Origin of the sequence: Burkholderia sp. MSMB1826 (genome assembly GCF_001526325.1) — a bacterium.
In the GTDB taxonomy this organism is placed as follows: domain Bacteria; phylum Pseudomonadota; class Gammaproteobacteria; order Burkholderiales; family Burkholderiaceae; genus Burkholderia.
In genome coordinates this window covers 57,257-75,957 of sequence record NZ_LOYN01000040.1, presented here as the reverse complement: position 1 = coordinate 75,957, position 18,701 = coordinate 57,257, and the positions used below count along the sequence as shown (strand labels likewise).

General features: G+C 68.7%; 17 protein-coding genes. 13 read left to right on the top strand and 4 right to left on the bottom strand.

What is annotated here, in order from left to right:
• The 5 genes from WS95_RS23605 to WS95_RS23585 all read left to right on the top strand — a co-directional run.
• Positions 1 to 413, top strand: a 413-nt coding sequence (locus WS95_RS23605; protein ID WP_156444414.1) for an amidohydrolase family protein, incomplete at its 5' end; no start/stop codon positions are given.
• Between the two features lies 1 nt (position 414).
• Positions 415 to 867: a DoxX family protein gene (locus WS95_RS23600; protein WP_059826467.1), complete on the top strand. Its 453-nt coding sequence runs from the start codon at positions 415 to 417 to the stop codon at positions 865 to 867.
• 26 nt (positions 868 to 893) lie between these two features.
• A complete protein-coding gene (locus tag WS95_RS23595) occupies positions 894 to 1,808 on the top strand; it encodes a VOC family protein (protein ID WP_059826464.1) in 915 nt (304 codons plus the stop codon).
• On the top strand, positions 1,805 to 2,503 hold the full coding sequence (locus WS95_RS23590) for a YoaK family protein (RefSeq protein WP_059780225.1): 699 nt from the start codon (positions 1,805 to 1,807) through the stop codon (positions 2,501 to 2,503). Before WS95_RS23595 ends, WS95_RS23590 begins: the two co-directional genes overlap by 4 nt.
• Positions 2,500 to 4,050, top strand: coding sequence for an alginate export family protein (locus WS95_RS23585; RefSeq protein ID WP_059826462.1), 1,551 nt, complete (start codon positions 2,500 to 2,502; stop codon positions 4,048 to 4,050). Before WS95_RS23590 ends, WS95_RS23585 begins: the two co-directional genes overlap by 4 nt.
• 108 nt (positions 4,051 to 4,158) lie before the next feature.
• On the opposite strand, the gene WS95_RS23580 is transcribed toward WS95_RS23585, so the two are convergent.
• Positions 4,159 to 5,745 carry an acid phosphatase gene (locus WS95_RS23580; protein WP_034207042.1) on the bottom strand — a complete coding sequence of 529 codons (1,587 nt, stop codon included), beginning with the start codon at positions 5,743 to 5,745 and terminating at the stop codon, positions 4,159 to 4,161.
• 223 nt (positions 5,746 to 5,968) lie between these two features.
• Between WS95_RS23580 and WS95_RS23575 the strand changes: the two genes are divergently transcribed.
• The 3 genes from WS95_RS23575 (at position 5,969) to WS95_RS23565 (ending at position 8,312) form a co-directional block, all read left to right on the top strand.
• A complete protein-coding gene (locus WS95_RS23575) occupies positions 5,969 to 7,318 on the top strand; it encodes a cytochrome-c peroxidase (protein WP_059826461.1) in 1,350 nt (449 codons plus the stop codon).
• 125 nt (positions 7,319 to 7,443) lie between these two features.
• Positions 7,444 to 7,830: a hypothetical protein gene (locus tag WS95_RS23570; protein WP_034207044.1), complete on the top strand. Its 387-nt coding sequence runs from the start codon at positions 7,444 to 7,446 to the stop codon at positions 7,828 to 7,830.
• Positions 7,831 to 7,841: 11 nt separating this feature from the next.
• Entirely contained in the window at positions 7,842 to 8,312 is a 471-nt protein-coding gene (locus tag WS95_RS23565) for an NUDIX hydrolase (protein ID WP_059826458.1), read from the top strand.
• Between the two features lie 137 nt (positions 8,313 to 8,449).
• On the opposite strand, the gene WS95_RS23560 is transcribed toward WS95_RS23565, so the two are convergent.
• On the bottom strand, positions 8,450 to 10,159 hold the full coding sequence (locus WS95_RS23560) for a glutamine--tRNA ligase/YqeY domain fusion protein (protein WP_034207046.1): 1,710 nt from the start codon (positions 10,157 to 10,159) through the stop codon (positions 8,450 to 8,452).
• 254 nt (positions 10,160 to 10,413) lie between these two features.
• On the opposite strand from WS95_RS23560, the gene WS95_RS23555 reads away from it, so the two are divergent.
• On the top strand, positions 10,414 to 10,623 hold the full coding sequence (locus tag WS95_RS23555; RefSeq protein ID WP_006497729.1) for an ornithine acetyltransferase: 210 nt from the start codon (positions 10,414 to 10,416) through the stop codon (positions 10,621 to 10,623).
• A 186-nt stretch (positions 10,624 to 10,809) separates the two neighbouring features.
• Positions 10,810 to 11,358, top strand: coding sequence for an RBBP9/YdeN family alpha/beta hydrolase (locus tag WS95_RS23550; RefSeq protein ID WP_059826456.1), 549 nt, complete (start codon positions 10,810 to 10,812; stop codon positions 11,356 to 11,358).
• An 88-nt stretch (positions 11,359 to 11,446) separates the two neighbouring features.
• On the opposite strand, the gene WS95_RS23545 is transcribed toward WS95_RS23550, so the two are convergent.
• Positions 11,447 to 12,667 (bottom strand): CaiB/BaiF CoA transferase family protein, encoded by a 1,221-nt coding sequence (locus WS95_RS23545; RefSeq protein WP_034207048.1) that lies wholly within the window; start codon positions 12,665 to 12,667, stop codon positions 11,447 to 11,449.
• Between the two features lie 243 nt (positions 12,668 to 12,910).
• Between WS95_RS23545 and alaS the strand changes: the two genes are divergently transcribed.
• The gene (gene alaS, locus WS95_RS23540; RefSeq protein WP_059826450.1) at positions 12,911 to 15,535 is read left to right on the top strand and encodes an alanine--tRNA ligase; all 2,625 of its coding nucleotides are present in this window, start codon (positions 12,911 to 12,913) and stop codon (positions 15,533 to 15,535) included.
• Positions 15,536 to 15,676: 141 nt separating this feature from the next.
• On the opposite strand, the gene WS95_RS23535 is transcribed toward alaS, so the two are convergent.
• On the bottom strand, positions 15,677 to 16,591 hold the full coding sequence (locus tag WS95_RS23535; protein WP_034207050.1) for a LysR family transcriptional regulator: 915 nt from the start codon (positions 16,589 to 16,591) through the stop codon (positions 15,677 to 15,679).
• Positions 16,592 to 16,714: 123 nt separating this feature from the next.
• Between WS95_RS23535 and WS95_RS23530 the strand changes: the two genes are divergently transcribed.
• A complete protein-coding gene (locus WS95_RS23530; RefSeq protein ID WP_059826471.1) occupies positions 16,715 to 18,025 on the top strand; it encodes a YbfB/YjiJ family MFS transporter in 1,311 nt (436 codons plus the stop codon).
• A 121-nt stretch (positions 18,026 to 18,146) separates the two neighbouring features.
• On the top strand, positions 18,147 to 18,683 hold the full coding sequence (locus WS95_RS23525; RefSeq protein ID WP_059780231.1) for an NUDIX domain-containing protein: 537 nt from the start codon (positions 18,147 to 18,149) through the stop codon (positions 18,681 to 18,683).
• The last annotated feature ends 18 nt before the right edge of the window (positions 18,684 to 18,701 follow it).

Here is an 18,701-nt window from a genome sequence, read left to right as displayed (position 1 = left end):
AGGAAGGCAAGAAAGGACGCATCGCGGTGGGGCAGCTTGCCGACCTGATCGTCCCGGATCGCGATTTCTTCGCGTGTGCGGAAGACGATATCGCCGCCACGACCGCGTTGCTGACGGTGGTCGACGGGAAGATCGTGTGGGGGGCGGGGCCGTTCGCATCGCACGACGCGCCGATTCCGCCGGCGATGCCGGACTGGTCGCCGGTGCGCGAGTTTGGCGGCTACGGCGGCTGGGGCGCGACGCAGCGCAACGGCGCGCCGTTGCAGCGCGCGGCGGCCGCCGCGATGTGCGGCTGCGCGAATGCATGCACCGTTCACCAGCATGCGCACGCGAGCGCATGGGCAAGCGCGTTGCCGACGTCGGACGCGAAGGGCTTCTGGGGCGCGTTCGGCTGTTCGTGCTGGGCGGTCTGACATGGCGACGCGCACCGCTTACGACACCCCCGCGTGGATTCGCGTGCTGCTGTCGCAGCCGTGGGTCTTGCCGCTCGCGCGCCTCGCGCTGGTGTCCGCCTATTTGCTCGGCGGCGTCGCGAAGGCGCTCGATTTCGACGGCGCGGTCGCGGAACAGGCGCATTTCGGCCTGCAGCCGGCCGCGCTGTGGGCGGCGCTCGCGATCGCCGTCGAGATCGTCGGCTCGCTGTGCGTGGTGTTTCGCCGCTTCACGTGGCTCGGCGCCGGCAGCCTCGGCATGCTGACGCTGGTCGCGATGTGCGTGGCGAACGATTTCTGGAACCGTTCGGGCGCCGAGCACTTCATGGCGCTCAACAGCTTTTTCGAGCATCTCGGGCTGATCGCGGCACTCGTGCTCGCGTCCGTGCTCGACGATGCGCGGCAATCGGCCGATGATGGCCGTTCCATTCGATGACGATGCAACAACCAGGACATCCCGTGATGAAATCCCTTCGTTCCGTGCTGCTCGCCGCGATGCTCGCGGGCGGCCTCGCCGTTGCGCCCGCGACGTTCGCGAAACCGCCGACGCCGCCCGCCGCAGTGCCGACGGTGGCGGTCGGCCCGCAGTACGACACGACCCACGTGTGCGTCGCGCCCGAAGACTTCGACCGCTTCACCGACAGCTTCGTCGCGACGTTCGGCGGCAAGAAGTCGAAGCAGGGCGTGTTCCAGGTCACGCCGACGCCGAGCCAGACGATGTCGCAACTCGTGCTGACACCGGTCGGCACGATCTCGGTGTTCGGCTTCAAGACGCCGATCCCGTATCCGTTCTGCGCGGAGCGCACCGGCTATCTCGTGACCGACATGGACGTCGCCGTGAAGTCGGCTCGCGAGCACGGCGCCGACGTGATCGTCGACACGTTTGCCGATCCGATCGGCCGCGACGCGATCGTCACGTGGGCGGGCGGCGTGAACATGCAGCTGTACTGGCACACGCAGGCGCCGCATTACGACGCGCTGCAGACCATCCCCGAAAACCGCGTGTACGTCTCGCCGCAAAGCGTGCGCAAGTTCGTGCACGACTTCGTCAAGTTCTCGAAAGGCAAGGTGGTGTCCGACGACCCGAAGGCGCCGGGCATCGAGATCGGCCGGCCGGACGATACCTACCGCCGCATTCGCGTCGAATCGGGCTTCGGCAAGATGACCGTGCTGGTGACGGACGGCCATCTGCCTTACCCGTTCGGCCGCGAGATGACCGGCTACGAAGTGTCCGATCTCGCCGCGACGCTGAAGCAGGCGCAGGCCGCAGGCGTGACCGTGCTCGTGCCGCCGTTCGAGTCGGGCGGCCGCGATGCGGCGCTCGTGCAGTTCCCGGGCGGCTACGTCGCCGAAATCCACGCGAGCGCGGCGCGATGAAGCACGAGGACACGATCCTTGCCGCAGTGGCCGGCTTCGTCGACACGCTGAGCTTCGTCGCGCTGTTCGGGCTGTTCACCGCGCACGTGACCGGCAACTTCGTGCTGATCGGTGCGGGCATCGCGGGCTTCGGCCAGGGCGTCGTGCTGAAGCTCAGCGTGTTTCCGGCGTTCGTGTGCGGCGTGATCGCGGCGAGCCTGATCGCGCGGTCGATGTCCGCGCGGCCGGCATGGCAGGGCACGCGCGTGCTGCATGCGGTGCAGGCCGTGCTGCTGCTCGGCTTCTGCGCGGCCGGCGTGTGGGCGACGCCCGTCACGCAGCCCGACAGCGTCGCCGCGCTGGTGGCCGGCATCGTGGGCACGTTCGCGATGGGCGTGCAGAACGCGCATCCGCGCGTGATCGCCCGCGCGGGCGGCGTGCCGAATACGGTGATGACCGGCAACGTCACGCAGGCGATCCTGGATGCCGTCGACATGCTGTCGCCCGGCACGGCGGACAGCGTGCGCGCCACCGCGCGCGCACGCTTCGCGAAGATGCTGCCGGCGATCGTCGCGTTCGCGCTCGGCGCGGCGGGCGGTGCGCTCGGGTTCCGCTACGTCGGATTCCTGGCGTTGCTGGTTCCCGTCGGCGCGCTCGCGACGCTTGCGCTGCGCGCGGCGCAAGCGGCCGATGCAACCCCGCAGGCGCGCGCATGAGCGAGCGGCGGAGGGGACGCTGCGGCCCCCGCTTCGCGCGGGCCGCGCGCGTGTCGGTCGTCGCGGGACTGCTGTTCGCGGGGACCGACGCTGCGTTCGCGGAAACGGCAGCCGCGTCGTCCCCGATCATCACGCCGGCTTCGACGCAAGAACCGACGCCGGCGTCGAGCGCGTCATCGGCTTCGGCGCCGGCGCCGGCGTCGACGTCGGCAGCCGCCGCCGCATCGACGTGCACCGCCAAGCGGCCGACGGTGCTGTTCAACCGCTGGCAGGAAGACTGGTCGGTGCTCGCGAATCCCTGCGTGCCGCATGCGCCGCTCGACGGATTGAAATACATCCCGCTCGGCAACGATCAGGTCTCCTACCTGTCGCTCGGCGTGAACCTGCGCGAGCGTCTGGAGACCAACGACGCGCCGCTGTTCGGCATCGGCTCCGCGCAATCGGATACGTACCTGATCCAGCGCGTCGAAGTGCACGCCGATGCGCACCTCGGCCGGCACTGGCAGTTCTTCGCGCAATTGCAGGACGCGCGCGCGTTCGGCAAGAACACGGTGTCGCCGGTCGACCGGAACCCGCTCGATCTCGAACAGGCGTTCGCGACCTACACGGGGGCGCTCGGCGGCGGCACGGTCAAGTTCCGCGTCGGCCGTCAGGAGATGGCGTTCGACCTGCAGCGCTTCATCGCTGCGCGCGACGGCCCGAACGTGCGGCTCGCGTTCGATGCGGTCTGGGCCGATTACGAATACGGAAAGTGGCGCTTCATCGGCTATGCGACGCAGCCGGTGCAGAACCGCAACGCGTCCGATTTCGACGATGTGTCGAATCGCGATCTCACGTTCAGCGGCGTGCGCGTCGAGCGGCAGTCGGTCGGGCCTGGCGATCTGTCGGGCCACTGGTCGCGCTACAACCGCCGCGGCGCGCACTTCCTCGATGCGAGCGGCCCCGAGCATCGCGACGTGTGGGACGTGCGCTACACGGGCACGCAGGGCCGCTTCGACTGGGATCTCGAAACGATGCTGCAGACCGGCACGGTCGGCAACGCGACGATCGGCGCGTGGGCCGTCGGTTCGATTGCGGGCTACAAGCTCGACGCGCCGTGGTCGCCGCGCATCGCGCTGCAGGTCGACGCGGCATCGGGCGACCGGCATCTGCACGACGGCCGCGTCGGTACCTTCAATCCGCTGTTTCCGAACGGCTATTACTTCACGCTGGCCGGCTATACGAGTTACGCGAACCTGATTCACGTGAAGCCGTCCGTGACGCTGAAGCCGTCGCCGAGCCTGTCGCTGCTCGGCGCGCTGGGTTTCCAGTGGCGCGAGACGACGGGCGATGCCGTCTATCAGCAGCCGAACGTCCCGGTGCCGGGCACGGCGGGCAAGGGCGGGTCGTGGACGGGCATGTACGTGCAACTGCGCGCGGACTGGACGATCGCCGCGAACCTGATCGGCGCGGTCGAGGCCGTGCATTTCCAGGTCGGCGACGCGATCCGGCAAGCGGGCGGGCACAACGCCGACTACGTCGGCGTCGAGCTGAAGTACGGATGGTGATGCCGCCGCGCGGCATCGTGCGCCCATGAAAAAAGAGCGGCCCCGAGGGGCCGCTCTCCGTTCGAGCGAGCCGGCGGCGTGCCCGGCCCGTTCGCGATCGCGAGGCGATTACAGGTTCGGCGACAGCGTGAGCGCGTTCGTCAGGTCGCCCATCGGCTGCGCACCGTTCGCCTTCAGCGCGTCGTCGCGCTGCTGCAGGCCCGCGAGGCGCGGCAGCGAGAAGCGGCGCGTGATGAAGCGCAGGATCGAACCCGTGTCGTACTGCGTGTGGTCCACGAAACCCTTCTTCGCGTACGGCGACACGATCAGCGCCGGAATGCGGGTGCCCGGGCCCCAGCGGTCGGCATTCGGCGGCGTGGCGTGATCCCAGAAGCCGCCGTTTTCGTCGTACGTGACGACCACGACCATGTTCTTCCACTGCGGGCTGGCCTGCAGGTGCGCGATCACGTCGGCGATGTGCTGGTCGCCGGAGGTGACGTCCGTGTAGCCCGGGTGCTCGTTCAGGTTGCCTTGCGGTTTGTAGAACGCGACTTGCGGCAGCGTGCCCGCATCGATCGCCTTGATGAACTCGGCGCCGTTCGCGCCGCCGTCGAGCAGGTGCTGCGCGCGGCTCGCGGTGCCCGGCGCCTGATTCGCGAAGTAGTTGAACGGCTGGTGGTGCGGCTGGAAGTTCGGCGTCGACAGGTCGGCGCCGTAGATCACGTTCGACGTGCCGTTCTGGCTCGCCTGCAGCGCCTGGCCCCATGCGCCGCCATACCATGCCCACGACACGCCCGCATTGGTCAGCAGGTCGCCGATGTTGGTCGCCGTCTGCGGCGGCATCGTCGACGGATTGGCCGGATCGGCGAGCAGCGGGTCGCCGCCCGTGGCCGCCTTGTTGCCGCTCGGCTGATACGCCGGCTGCATCGTGTTGACGCCGTAGAAGTCGGGCGTGAGCGCGCCGTCGTTGACGAACTTCGGCGGGCCGCTCAGCGCGGAAGCCGGCGAGTTCGTGGCCACCTTCAGCGACTTGCCGTCGGCGTTCAGCACGGCGATCTTGCCGGCCGCCGGGCTCTTGTCGGCGTTCGGGTAGTACGGCGCGCACGCGCAAATCAGGTACTGGTGGTTCAGGAACGACCCGCCGAACGCGCCCATGAAGAAGTTGTCCGCGAGCACGTACTGCTGCGCGATCTTCCACAGCGGCAGCTTCGACGGATCGGCCGTGTAGTGGCCCATCGTCAGGCCGCCGGCGTCGGTCCAGGCGGCGTACATGTCGTTCTTGCCGCCGTTGATCTGCATCTGGTCCTGGTAGAAGCGATGCACGATGTCGCGCGTCGCGATGCTCATCGACTGGTTGAAGCCTTTCGGATCGTCGATCGCGAACGGCGCGTTCGGCAGGTTCGCCGTCATCGCCTCGGTCACCGCCGGCGTGATGCCGGTCGCGGTCAGGCCGCCCCAGATCTTCGGCAGCGTCGCCATCGTCGAGCCGTCGCGATCCTTCTGCACCGAGTTCGCGGCCGTCACGTTCTGCAGACCGTTCGCGCCCGGGAAATTGCCGTACAGGTTGTCGAAGCTGCGGTTTTCAGCGTAGATCACGACGACGTTCTTGACGGCCGACAGGCCCTGCTGCGTGACGTCGTCGCCGCCGCAGGCGGTCAGGCTGAGCGCTGCCGCAAGGGCGATCGGCGTATAGCGAATCCAGGCGTGCTTCTTCATGCGATGTTCTCTCTCATTCGTCGTTGGTCGCGTGTGGGAACCGGGTGGCGGGAGGGCCGGCGCACGAACCTCGCGGTATCGCCCGGCTGCGCGCATTATCTGGAACCGATTTGACAGCCGGGTGTAGGGGCGCTTTCAATTGACTGTCGGTCGAACGTCATTCAACGGTCACGGAACTGACATAAGCTCCGGCCGATTGCCCACCGCTACTAGAACAACGACGATGCACACCCTTCTGAAATCTTTCGCGTTCGCGCGATCGCTGATCCCCGCCGCGGCGGCGCTCGCGGTGGCCGGCACGCTCGCGGCGCTCGCCGGTTGCGACGCACGGCCCGGCACGAACGCGTCGGCCGCGTCCGTCGTCCCGGCGGCCCAGGCCGCCCCGGCCGTCCCGGCGGTCGCGCCGGCCGGCCAGCCGCAGACGCGCGCGCAGGTGTTCGAGGGCGTGAAGCAGATGACGGCACTCGGCAAGCAGCTGTTCTTCGATCCGTCGCTGTCCGGCTCGGGCAAGCTTGCCTGCGCGTCGTGCCATAGCGCCGAGCATGCGTTCGGGCCGCCGAACGCGCTGTCGGTGCAGCTCGGCGGCGACGACATGCACCGTACCGGCTTTCGCGCGGTACCGTCGCTGAAGTACCTGCGCGGCATTCCGCCGTTCAGCGAGCACTTCCACGATTCGCCGGACGAAGGCGACGAAAGCATCGACGCGGGCCCGACCGGCGGGTTGACCTGGGACGGTCGCGTCGATACGCGCGATGCGCAGGCGCGCATTCCGCTCACGTCGCCGTTCGAGATGAGCAGTTCGCCCGCGCGGGTCGCGAAGGCGGTTCGCGCGGCACCGTATGCCGACGCGTTCCGCAAGGCGTTCGGCGACCAGGTCCTGGCCGACGACCAGGCGACGTTCGATGCGGTGCTGCGCGCGCTCGACGCATTCCAGCAGCAGCCGGCGCTGTTCGATCCGTACACGAGCAAATACGACGCGTATCTGGCCGGCCGCGCAAAGCTCACGCCCGCCGAGTTGCACGGGCTGCAGCTATTCAACGACGAGAAGAAGGGCAACTGCGCGAGCTGCCACGTCAGCCAGCGCACGCTCGAAGGCGGCCCGCCGCAGTTCAGCGATTTCGGGCTGATCGCGATCGCGGTGCCGCGCAACCGCGCGCTGCCCGTCAATCGCGACCCGCGCTTTTACGATCTCGGCGCATGCGGCCCCGAACGCACCGACCTGAAGGGCCGCGACGAATTCTGCGGATTGTTCCGCACGCCGTCGCTGCGCAACGTCGCGCTGCGCAAGACGTTCTTCCACAACGGCGTGTATCACTCGCTCGAGGAGGTGATGCGCTTCTACGTCGAACGCGACATCCATCCGGAGAAGTTCTACCCGGTCGTGCACGGCAAGGTGCAGATCTACGACGATTTGCCGAAGCGCTACTGGCCGAACATCAACCGCGAGCCGCCGTTCGACCGCAAGCGCGGCGAGCAGCCGGCGCTGAACGCGGCCGAGATCAAGGACGTGATCGCGTTCCTCGGCACGCTGACTGACGGATATCAGCAAACGGCCGCGCCGGCCAAGCCCTAGAAGGCGTTCATTGCAGCACGCATGCTATGCTCGCTCGCTGACGGGCGTGGCGCGTGCCGGAGGGCCGGTTCCCGGTTCGCCGGCATGCGCCGCGCCGTTCGATCGAACATCCAAGGAGAAAAAACATGTCGATGCGTGCATCCCTTTCCGTCGTCACGCGCGTGCTGGCCGGCGCCGCGTGCGCAGCCGCGATGCTGCCCGCCCATGCGCAGAACAACCTGAACTTCCTGAACGACACGCCGATCAGCTATTTCAGCAAGGCCGACCGCGCGTCGCTCACGAAGGCGGTCGTGCAGGCGCGCGACGAAGGCAAGGACGGCGAAACCACGACGTGGCAGAGCAGCGGCCGCGGCACGCAGATCGACGCGAAGCTCACGCCGAACACGACCGAGACGGACGGCAAGACCTGCCGCGAAGTCGCGACCGAAATCACCGCGAAGGGCCAGACGATGACGCTCAAGCCCGTCTACTGCAAGACGGCCGCGGGCAAGTGGCAGTTGCAGAAGCGCTGAGCCCGCGCGTGATGAAGCGGGGCGGCGCGCTGCGCACGGTGTCGTGCGGCGTCGTGATTCTCGATGCGGCCGGCCGCGTGTTTCTCGCGCACGCGACGGATACCACGCACTGGGATATTCCGAAGGGGCAGGGCGAACCAGGCGAGACGCCGGCCGATGCCGCGCTGCGCGAACTGCTGGAAGAAACCGGCATCGAGTTGGCGCCGGCACGGTTGCTCGATCTCGGTCGCTTCGCATACCGGCACGACAAGGATCTGCACCTGTTCGCGGTGCAGGTGGCCGAAGGCGAGATCGATCCCGAGCGCTGCACGTGTACGTCGCTGTTTCCGAGCCGCCGCGACGGCTCGATGATCCCCGAGATGGATGCGTACCGCTGGACCGTGCCGGGCGACATCGACACCTATGCGAGCCGCAGTCTCGCGCGGTTGTTTCGCACGAAGCTGTCGCTGGCGGAACTGCATCGGCGGTTGTCGGGCGCGTGAACGGGCGCCGCGGCTTGTGCTGCCGCCCGCCGCCGTTCGGCGCACGCCCATGAAAAAACCGGCTCCAGGGCCGGTTTTTTCATGGGCAGGCAGCGGCGGCTTGCGAAGCCGCACGCCGCCCGCGCGGAGCAGGGCCGTCAGGCCGGCTTGCCCCAGCTGTCGCGCAGCCCGACGATCCGGTTGAACACCGGCTTGCCCGGCTTCGAATCGACACGGTCTGCAACGAAGTAGCCGTGGCGCTCGAACTGCAGGCGCGTTTCCGGCGCGACGTCGCCGTTGCCCGGCTCGAGGTACGCCTGCACGATCTTCTTCGAATCGGGGTTCAGCGCGTCGAGGAAGTTCGCGCCGCCCGCGTCCGGATGCGGTTCCTTGAACAGGCGATCGTAGATCCGCACTTCGGCCGGCTGCGCGTGCTTCGCGCTGACCCAGTGGATGTTGCCCTTGACCTTGTACGTGTTCGCGCCTTCGGTGCCCGACTTGCTGTCCGGGAAGTAGTTGCAGTGCACGGCCGTCACGTTGCCGTCGGCGTCCTTGTCGAAGCCCGTGCATTCGATCACGTAGCCGTAGCGCAGGCGCACCTTGTTGCCCGGGAACAGGCGGAAATAGCCCTTCGGCGGATTCTCGACGAAATCCTCGCGCTCGATCCACAGCTCGCGCGAGATCGGGAACGTGCGCACGCCGCGGTCCGGATGATGCGGATGCACGGGCGCCGTGCAGGCTTCCTCGAGGTCTTCCGGATAGTTGTCGATCACGAGCTTCAGCGGATCGAGCACCGCGACCGTACGCGCGGCCTTTTCGTCCAGGTCGTCGCGCAGCGCGCCTTCGAAGATGCTCATGTCGATCCACGAATCGATCTTCGTCACGCCGATCCGCTCGCAGAACAGGCGGATGCTCTCCGGCGTGAAACCGCGGCGGCGAATGCCGACGATCGTCGGCATGCGCGGGTCGTCCCAGCCGTCGACGTGGCCTTCGGTGACGAGCTGCAGCAGCTTGCGCTTGCTGGTGATCGCGTACGTGAGGTTCAGCCGCGAGAATTCGATCTGCTGCGGCAGCGGGCGCGTGAACACGCCGGCTTCCGCGAGTTCGTTCAGCACCCAGTCGTACAGCGGGCGGTGATCCTCGAACTCGAGCGTGCACAGCGAATGCGTGATGCCTTCGAGCGCATCCGAGATGCAGTGCGTGTAGTCGTACATCGGATACACGCACCATGCGTCGCCGGTGCGGTAGTGGTGCGCGTAGCGGATCCGGTAGATCACCGGGTCGCGCATGTTCATGTTCGGCGAAGCCATGTCGATCTTCGCGCGCAGCACGTGCTCGCCTTCCTTGAACTCGCCGGCCTTCATCCGGCGGAACAGGTCGAGGTTTTCCTCGGGCGAGCGGTCGCGGAACGGCGACGGCTTGCCGCCTTCGGTCAGCGAGCCGCGGTTCGCGCGCATTTCGTCGGCGCTCTGGCTGTCGACGTACGCCTTGCCGCGCTGGATCAGCAGCTCGGCGAATTCGTACAGCTTGTCGTAGTAGTCGCTCGCGAAATACTGATGATCGACCGCGTCCTTGCGCCAGTCGAAGCCGAGCCAGCGCACCGCGTCGACGATCGAGTCGACGTATTCGACGCTTTCCTTTTCCGGGTTCGTGTCGTCGAAGCGCAGGTGGCACACGCCGCCGTAGTCGCGCGCGACGCTGAAGTTCAGGCAGATGCTCTTCGCGTGACCGATGTGCAGATAGCCGTTCGGCTCGGGCGGGAAGCGCGTCTCGACGCGGCCGCCCCATTTGCCGGTGCGGTTGTCGTCGTCGATGATGTTGCGGATGAAATTGGAAGCCGCGGGGGCGTCGTTGCGTTCGGTGCTCATGCGGTTGGCGTCAGGGTTGTGTCGGCGCGTCGCGCCGGTTTAATCCTGTAATTCTACCTGACCGGGGTCCGTCCCGCGCGGCCTGCCGGTCGGGCGACGCGCGTTCGCGATGCGTACCGCAATATATCGAGTGTGTGTCGGCTGTAACACGACGTAAATCGGATTGCCGGTGCCATTCGGCTTTTCCTATGATGGCGTTACCGATTCAATGCCGCCATTCGCGATTTTTGCGTGGCGGGAGGACGCCAATAATCATGATGAAGAAGACCACTTTTCTCGTTCGTACCGCGGTGATCGTCGCGGCCCTGTCGCAACTCGGCGCATGCGCGATGACGCATACGCAGCGCAATGCCGGTATCGGCGCGGCCGCAGGCGGCGCGCTCGGCTACCTGATCACGGGCGGGCCGGTCGGCACGGTCGCCGGGGCGGCGGCAGGCGGCCTGGTCGGCGCCGGCGTACGCTGATTCACGCCGGCGCGTGCGGGCCTCGACCGGCTCGCGCGCTCGCCGGCCGGGCGTGATGCCGTTCCGTACGCGTAACGGCCCGCCCGCACACCCCTTCCGTTTTTCGACAGGCAACATCAGGGAGGAACGGGTGTGCGACACTTCGTCGACGCCACATAACGACTTCATTCGTCGACGAATCCTTTCATGAGCGACCCCCTCGTATTGGTGCTGCCGGGCTACGGCAACTCCGGCCCGTTCCACTGGCAAAGCCGCTGGGAGCGCGCCGACGCGCGTTTCGTGCGCGTCGCGATGCCCGACTGGGAGCGGGCATTCCGCAACGGCTGGTGTCTCGCGCTCGACCGGGCGGTCGAAGCCGCGCGCGGGCCGGTGCTGATCGCCGGCCACAGTCTCGGCACGCTGACCGCCGCATGGTGGGCGACCCGCTACGCGCGGCCGGCCGCGCTCGCGAAAGTGCGCGGCGCGCTGCTGGTCGCGCTGCCCGATCCCGCCGGGCCGGCGTTTCCGGCCGACGCGCACGGCTTCGGCCCGGTGCCGCACGAACGGTTGCCGTTTCCGACCTGCGTCGTCGCAAGCAGCGACGATCCGTACGGTTCGCTCGCCTTCGCGCGCGGCTGCGCGAACGCGTGGGGCAGCACGTTCCACGAGCTCGGCCCGCGCGGCCACATCAACGCCGACAGCGGGCTCGGCGACTGGCCGCAAGCGCGCGGCTGGCTCGATGCGCTCGCACGTTAGTGCGTCTGCTCGTCGTGCGCGAGTCGCGGCCGTTTGATCCGATCGTCGTCATCGGGTGCGCCGCCGCGACGCCGTCACCCGAACCGCGTCAGATCGCCTGTTTCGCCTTCAACGCCGCGATCCGCTCGTCGTCGTAGCCGAGCATGTCGCGCAGCACGTCGTCCGTCTGCGCGCCGAGCAGCGGCGGGGCCGTGCGCGCGTCGGGCGGCGTCGCGCTCATCCGGATCGGGTTGCGCACGAGCTTTACCTCCGCGCCGCACGGGTGCGGCAGCGACACCTGCATCCCGCGCGCGACCACCTGCTCGTTGTCGAACACCTCGTCGAGGTCGTTGATCGGCCCGCACGGCACGCCGGCCGCTTCGAGCGCGCCGATCCAGTCGGCCTTGTCGCGTGCCTTCACCATCTCCGCGAGGATCGGCACCAGCGTGTCGCGATGGCGCACGCGCGACGGATTCGTCGCGAAGCGCTCGTCGTCGGCCAGCTCGGACCGCCCGCCGGCCTCGACGAACTTGCGGAACTGCCCGTCGTTGCCGACCGCGACGATGATCCAGCCGTCGCGCGTCTGGAACGTCTGGTACGGCACGATGTTCGGATGCGCGTTGCCCCAGCGCACCGGCGGCTTGCCGCTCGCGAGGAAGTTGGTGTTCATGTTCGCGAGCAGCGCGACCTGCACGTCGAGCAGCGCCATGTCGATGTACTGACCTTCGCCCGTGCGGTCGCGGTGCGCGAGCGCGGCGAGCACGGCGATCGTCGAATAGAGGCCGGTCGCGAGATCGGCGATCGCGACGCCGGCCTTCTGCGGGCCGCCGCCCGGCTCGCCGTCGCGTTCGCCGGTGATGCTCATGAAGCCGCCGATGCCCTGCACGATGAAATCGTAGCCCGCGCGATGCGCATACGGGCCGGTCTGGCCGAAGCCGGTGACCGAGCAATAGACGAGATCGGGCTTCACCGCGCGCAGCGCGTCGTAGTCGAGCCCGTATTTCTTCAGCTGGCCGACCTTGTAGTTCTCGAGCACGACGTCGCTTTGCGCGGCGAGCTCGCGCACGATCTGCTGGCCCTCCGGCGTCGCGATGTCGATCGTCACCGAGCGCTTGTTGCGATTCGCCGCGAGGTAGTACGCGGCCTCGGCGGTATCCGCGCCGTCCGCGTCCTTCAGGTACGGCGGGCCCCAGTGGCGCGTGTCGTCGCCGGCGCCCGGGCGCTCGACCTTGATCACGTCCGCGCCGAAATCGGCAAGGGTCTGCGCGCACCACGGGCCCGCGAGCACGCGGGTGAGGTCCAGCACGCGGATATGGCTCAGGGCACCCATCGTCGAAACGTCTCCTTTCATGGCTGGCCTGCCTTGCCGGGCACGGCCGATTGGCATGCCGAGCATCTTAAGGCGAATCGGCCGCGCCGGTGGCCCAGGCCGGTCGTCCGGCGCAGCGGGCCGCTGCCGCTTGGGCGGGCGGTCTGTATCGTATAATCGATCGTTTCCGAATCCATGCCGCCGCGCGCCCCGCCTGGGGCGCCGGCGTTTGAAGCCGTCTTTGCCAGACTGTCCCCGCACGCCATGAAAGCTGCCGAAATCCGCGAGAAATTCCTCAAATTCTTCGAATCGAAGGGCCACACGATCGTCCGCTCGTCGAGCCTCGTGCCCGGTAACGATCCCACGCTGATGTTCACGAACTCGGGCATGGTCCAGTTCAAGGACGTCTTCCTCGGCACGGACCCGCGCCCGTACTCGCGCGCCACCACCGCGCAGCGCAGTGTGCGCGCGGGCGGCAAGCACAACGACCTCGAGAACGTCGGCTACACGGCGCGCCACCACACGTTCTTCGAGATGCTCGGCAATTTCTCGTTCGGCGACTACTTCAAGCGCGACGCGATCAAGTTCGCGTGGGAGCTGCTGACCACGGTCTACCAGTTGCCGAAGGAAAAACTGTGGGTCACCGTCTACCAGGAAGACGACGAAGCGTACGACATCTGGGCGAAGGAAGTCGGCGTGCCGACCGAGCGGATCATCCGGATCGGCGACAACAAGGGCGCGCGCTACGCGTCGGACAACTTCTGGACGATGGGCGACACCGGCCCGTGCGGCCCGTGTACCGAGATCTTCTACGACCACGGCCCGGACGTGTGGGGCGGCCCGCCGGGATCGCCCGAAGAGGACGGCGACCGCTACATCGAGATCTGGAACCTCGTGTTCATGCAGTTCAACCGCGACGCGCAGGGCAACATGACGCGCCTGCCGAAGCAGTCGGTCGACACCGGCATGGGCCTCGAGCGTCTCGCCGCGGTGCTGCAGCACGTGCACAGCAACTACGAGATCGACCTGTTCCAGAACCTGATCAAGGCCGCCGCGCGCGTGACCGAGATCAGCGACCTCACGAACAACTCGCTGAAGGTGATCGCCGATCACATCCGCGCGTGCTCGTTCCTGATCGTCGACGGCGTGATCCCCGGCAACGAAGGCCGCGGCTACGTGCTGCGCCGGATCGTGCGCCGCGCGATCCGCCACGGCTACAAGCTGGGCCGCAAGGGCGCGTTCTTCCACAAGCTGGTGGCCGACCTCGTCGCCGAGATGGGCACGGCCTATCCGGAGCTGAAGGAAGCCGAACAGCGCGTGACCGACGTGCTGCGCCAGGAAGAGGAGCGCTTCTTCGAAACGATCGAGCACGGCATGTCGATCCTCGAGGCCGCGCTCGCCGACGTCGACGCGAAGGGCGGCAAGGTGCTCGACGGCGAGCTCGCGTTCAAGCTGCACGACACGTACGGCTTCCCGCTGGATCTGACGGCCGACGTGTGCCGCGAGCGCGGGATGACGGTCGACGAGCCGGCATTCGACGACGCGATGGCGCGTCAGCGCGAGCAGGCGCGCGCGGCCGGCAAGTTCAAGGCGACGCAGGGCCTCGAATACACGGGCGCGAAGACCACGTTCCACGGTTACGAGGAAATCGCGTTCGACGACGCGAAGGTCGTCGCGCTGTACGTCGACGGTTCGGCCGTCAACGAAGTGAAGGCCGGCCAGGATGCGGTAGTCGTGCTCGATCACACGCCGTTCTACGCGGAATCGGGCGGCCAGGTCGGCGACCAGGGCGTGCTCGCGAATGCATCGACGCGCTTCGCGGTGGCCGACACGCTGAAGGTGCAGGCCGACGTGATCGGTCACCACGGCACGCTGGAGCAGGGCACGCTCAAGGTCGGCGACGTGCTGCGCGCGGAAATCGACGCGCAGCGCCGCGCGCGCACGCAGCGCAACCACTCGGCCACGCACCTGATGCACAAGGCGCTGCGCGAAGTGCTCGGCGCGCACGTGCAGCAGAAGGGTTCGCTCGTCGACGCGGACAAGACCCGTTTCGACTTCGCGCACAACGCGCCGATGACCGACGACGAGATCCGTCGCGTCGAGCAGATCGTCAACGCCGAAATCCTCGCGAACGCGCCGGGCATCGTGCGCGTGATGCCGTACGACGAAGCGGTGAAGGGCGGCGCGATGGCGCTGTTCGGCGAGAAGTACGGCGACGAAGTGCGCGTGCTCGACCTCGGCTTCTCGCGCGAACTGTGCGGCGGCACGCACGTGCACCGCACCGGCGACATCGGCCTGTTCAAGATCGTGATGGAAGGCGGCGTCGCGGCCGGCATCCGCCGCGTCGAGGCGATCACCGGCGACAACGCGGTGCGCTACGTGCAGGACCTCGACGCGCGCGTGAACGAAGCGGCGGCCGCGCTGAAGGCGCAGCCGTCGGAACTCACGCAGCGCATCGCGCAGGTGCAGGACCAGGTGAAGTCGCTCGAGAAGGAACTGGGCGCGCTGAAGTCGAAGCTCGCGTCGAGCCAGGGCGACGAGCTCGCGCAGCAGGCCGTCGAAGTCGGCGGCGTGTACGTGCTGGCCGCGACACTCGACGGCGCGGACGCGAAGACGCTGCGCGAAACGGTCGACAAGCTGAAGGACAAGCTGAAGAACGCGGCGATCGTGCTGGCGGCCGTCGAAGGCGGCAAGGTCAGCCTGATCGCGGGCGTCACGCCGGATGCGAGCAAGAAGGTCAAGGCCGGCGAGCTCGTGAACTTCGTCGCGCAGCAGGTCGGCGGCAAGGGCGGCGGCCGTCCGGACATGGCGCAGGCAGGCGGCACCGAGCCGGCGAACCTGCCGGGCGCGCTGGCCGGCGTGAAGGGCTGGGTCGAAGAACGGCTCTGATCGTTGTACGACCGACGCGACGTCGTCGTACCGACGGCATCGCGTGAAGCGAAAAACGACCCGATCGGCAGCGGTGCCGGTCGGGTCGTTTCGTTTGTGCCGTATCGGCGCGTCGCTCGATGCGGCGACGCGCGAGCCCGGTCAGGCCGGCACGGTCGCGGTCGGCTTCGCCGCGTCGCCGGGCTGTCGCGCGGCGTCGGTGAGCGCATCGCGCAACGCGGCGAGCGCCGCCGACGCATAACCCTGCCGCCACGCGAGCAGCGTGTCGATGCCTTCCAGTTCGGGAATCGTGTGCGCGGCGATGTTACCGGGCTCGGGCTGCAGATTCAGCACCGAACGTGGCGCGACCGCGATGCCCGCGCCGGCCGCGACGCACGCGACGATCGCGTGATACGAGCCGAGCTCGAGCACGCGCGCCGGCTTCGCGCCGTGCGCCGCGTACCATTGCTCGACGTACTTGCGATACGCGCAGCCGCGCTCGAACGCGACCAGCGTCGGCAGGAGCACGTCGCGCGGCGTGCGCACCGGCGGATGGCCGCGCGGGGTGAGCAGCACGAGATCCTCGCGGAAGATCGGCACCGTCTCGAACGTGTCGGGCAGCGTGTCCGGCTCGGGCGGGCGCGCGAACAGCGCGGCGTCGATTTCGAAGTCGCGCACGCGGTCGATCAGGCAGCCCGTCGTGCCCGTCAGCAGTTCGAGCGATACGTCGGGCCATGCATGGTGGTAGCGCGCGAGGAGGGTCGGCAGCCGGCTCGCGGCCGTGCTTTCCATCGTGCCGAGCCGCAGCCGGCCGCGCGGCGTGTCCTCGCGCACCGCATCGCGCGCCTCGTCGGCGAGCGCGAGCAGGCGCTCCGCATACGGCAGCAGCGTATGCCCGGCCGGCGTCAGCACGAGCCGGCGGCCGTCGCGCACGAACAGCGCCGCGCCGAGTTCCTCCTCCAGCTGCTTGATGCGCGTCGTGACGTTCGACTGCACGCGATTGAGCTTGGCCGCCGCGCGCGTCACGCCGTTCTCGCGCACCACCGCCCGGAAGATCGCCAGCGCCGCCAGGTCCATGATTCTCTCCATGGGATGACTTGATTCTCAATTATTCATTTTTAGAGAACGTTTGGTCAAGCTAGGATGGAGACGTTCCGATTCCCGATCCGGCCGGCGCGCGACGCGTCGGCCCATGTCGCCATGTCCCGCTTCGATGCCCCGACCGCCGCCGCTCGCGTGCTTTCGTCCGACCGCGCCGACCGCCGCGCCCGCGCGGCCGCGCTCGCCTGCATGATCGGCCTGACCGTCGTGCTCGGCGTCGGTCGTTTCGCGTTCACGCCGCTGTTGCCGTTGATGCTCGCGGACGGCTCGATCGGCCTGAAAGCAGGCAGCTGGCTCGCGTCGGCGAACTACGCGGGCTACTTCGTCGGGGCGCTCAGTTGCGCGGCGCTGCGCGTCGCGCCCGCGCGGATGGTGCGTGTCGGGCTCGTCGCGACCGTGCTCCTGACCGCCGCGATGGGGGCCGGTCACTGGCTGCCGGCGTGGCTCGTCGTGCGTTTCGTCGCGGGCGTCGTCAGCGCATGGACGTTCGTGTTCATGTCGCAATGGGGGTTGCGGCGCCTGGCCGAACTGAGCGCGCCCGAATGGAGCGGGGTGATCTACGCGGGGCCGGGCGTCGGCATCGTCGTGACGGGGCTGATCGGCAGTGCGCTGGCCGGCCAGCGTGCGGCGGTGGGCTGGCTCGGTTTCGCGGCGTTGTCGGCCGTCCTGTCGGTCGCGATCTGGCGCACGTTCGGTGCGGCGCCGGCTTCGGTTCCGGTTCCGGTTCCGGTTCCGGTTCCGGCTTCGGCTTCGGCTTCGGCCTCGGCCTCGGCCTCGGCGCACGCGCAGGCAGCGCCGCCGGCCGCCGGGGCGCCCGCCGCCCTGGCGGCACGGGCGGCCACGCGCAGCCGTCGCGCGGACGCCGCGTGGCTCGTCGTGCTGTACGGCGCGCCGGGCTTCGGCTACATCGTCACCGCGACGTTCCTGCCGGTGATCGCGCGCGCCGCGCTGCCGGCCGGTTCGCCGTGGCCCGACCTGTTCTGGCCGATGTTCGGCGCGGCGCTGATCGTCGGCGCGATCGCCGCCGCGCGGCTGCCCGGGCACTGGGACAACCGGCTGCTGCTCGCGGCCGGCTGCGCGACGCAGGCGCTCGGCATCGCGGCCGGAATCGTGTGGCCGAACGCGGCCGGCTTCTCGATCGGCAGCGCGCTGCTCGGCCTGCCGTTCACCGCGATCACGCTGTTCGCGATGCGCGAGGCGCGGCGCCTGCACGGCGAGCGTGCGGCCGGGCTGATGGGCTATGCGACCGCATCGTACGGCGTCGGGCAGATACTCGGGCCGCTCGTCGCGGCGCCGCTCGCCGCGCGCTTCGGGTCGTTTACGCCCGCGCTGTGGGTCGCGGCGGCCGCGCTGCTGATCGGCGCCGCCGGCTTCGCGGCGACCGCCGCACGCGGGCGCCGGTCGCCCTGACGCCGGTGGGGCCGGATCGTCTCGGGCGCGGGCAAACTCGCTAGAATGAAGCCTTTCCCGCGCCGAGCGGGTGCGCGGGCAGCCGGCACACGGCCGTCCGGCGCTCGCCAGATTGCCATCGATGACCACCGCCGACTACCGCTTTTGCCCGCGCTGCGCGAGCCCGCTGACCGAGCGGGCCGATCCCGACCATGAGGGCGGCCGCATCCGCCAGGCCTGCCCCGACGAGTCCTGCGGCTACGTGCACTGGAACAACCCGCTGCCCGTCGTCGCCGCGATCGTCGAACTCGACGGCAAGGTCCTGCTCGCGCGCAACGCGGCGTGGCCCGAAGGGATGTTCGCGCTGATCACCGGCTTTCTCGAAAACGGCGAGACGCCCGAGGACGGCATCGCGCGCGAGGTATTCGAGGAAACCGCGCTGAAGGCCGAGCACGTATCGCTCGTCGGCGTGTACGAATTCATGCGCAAGAACGAGCTGATCATCGCGTACCACGTGCGGGCGTCGGGCACGGTGTCGCTGTCGCCGGAACTGCTCGAATACAAGCTCGTCGATCCGCCGCTGCTGCGCCCGTGGCGCGCCGGCACGGGCGTCGCGCTCGCCGACTGGATGCGCGCGCGCGGCCTCGATTTCGAATTCGTCGACCGGCCGGGGCAGTGACGCGCCGGCCTGCCCGCA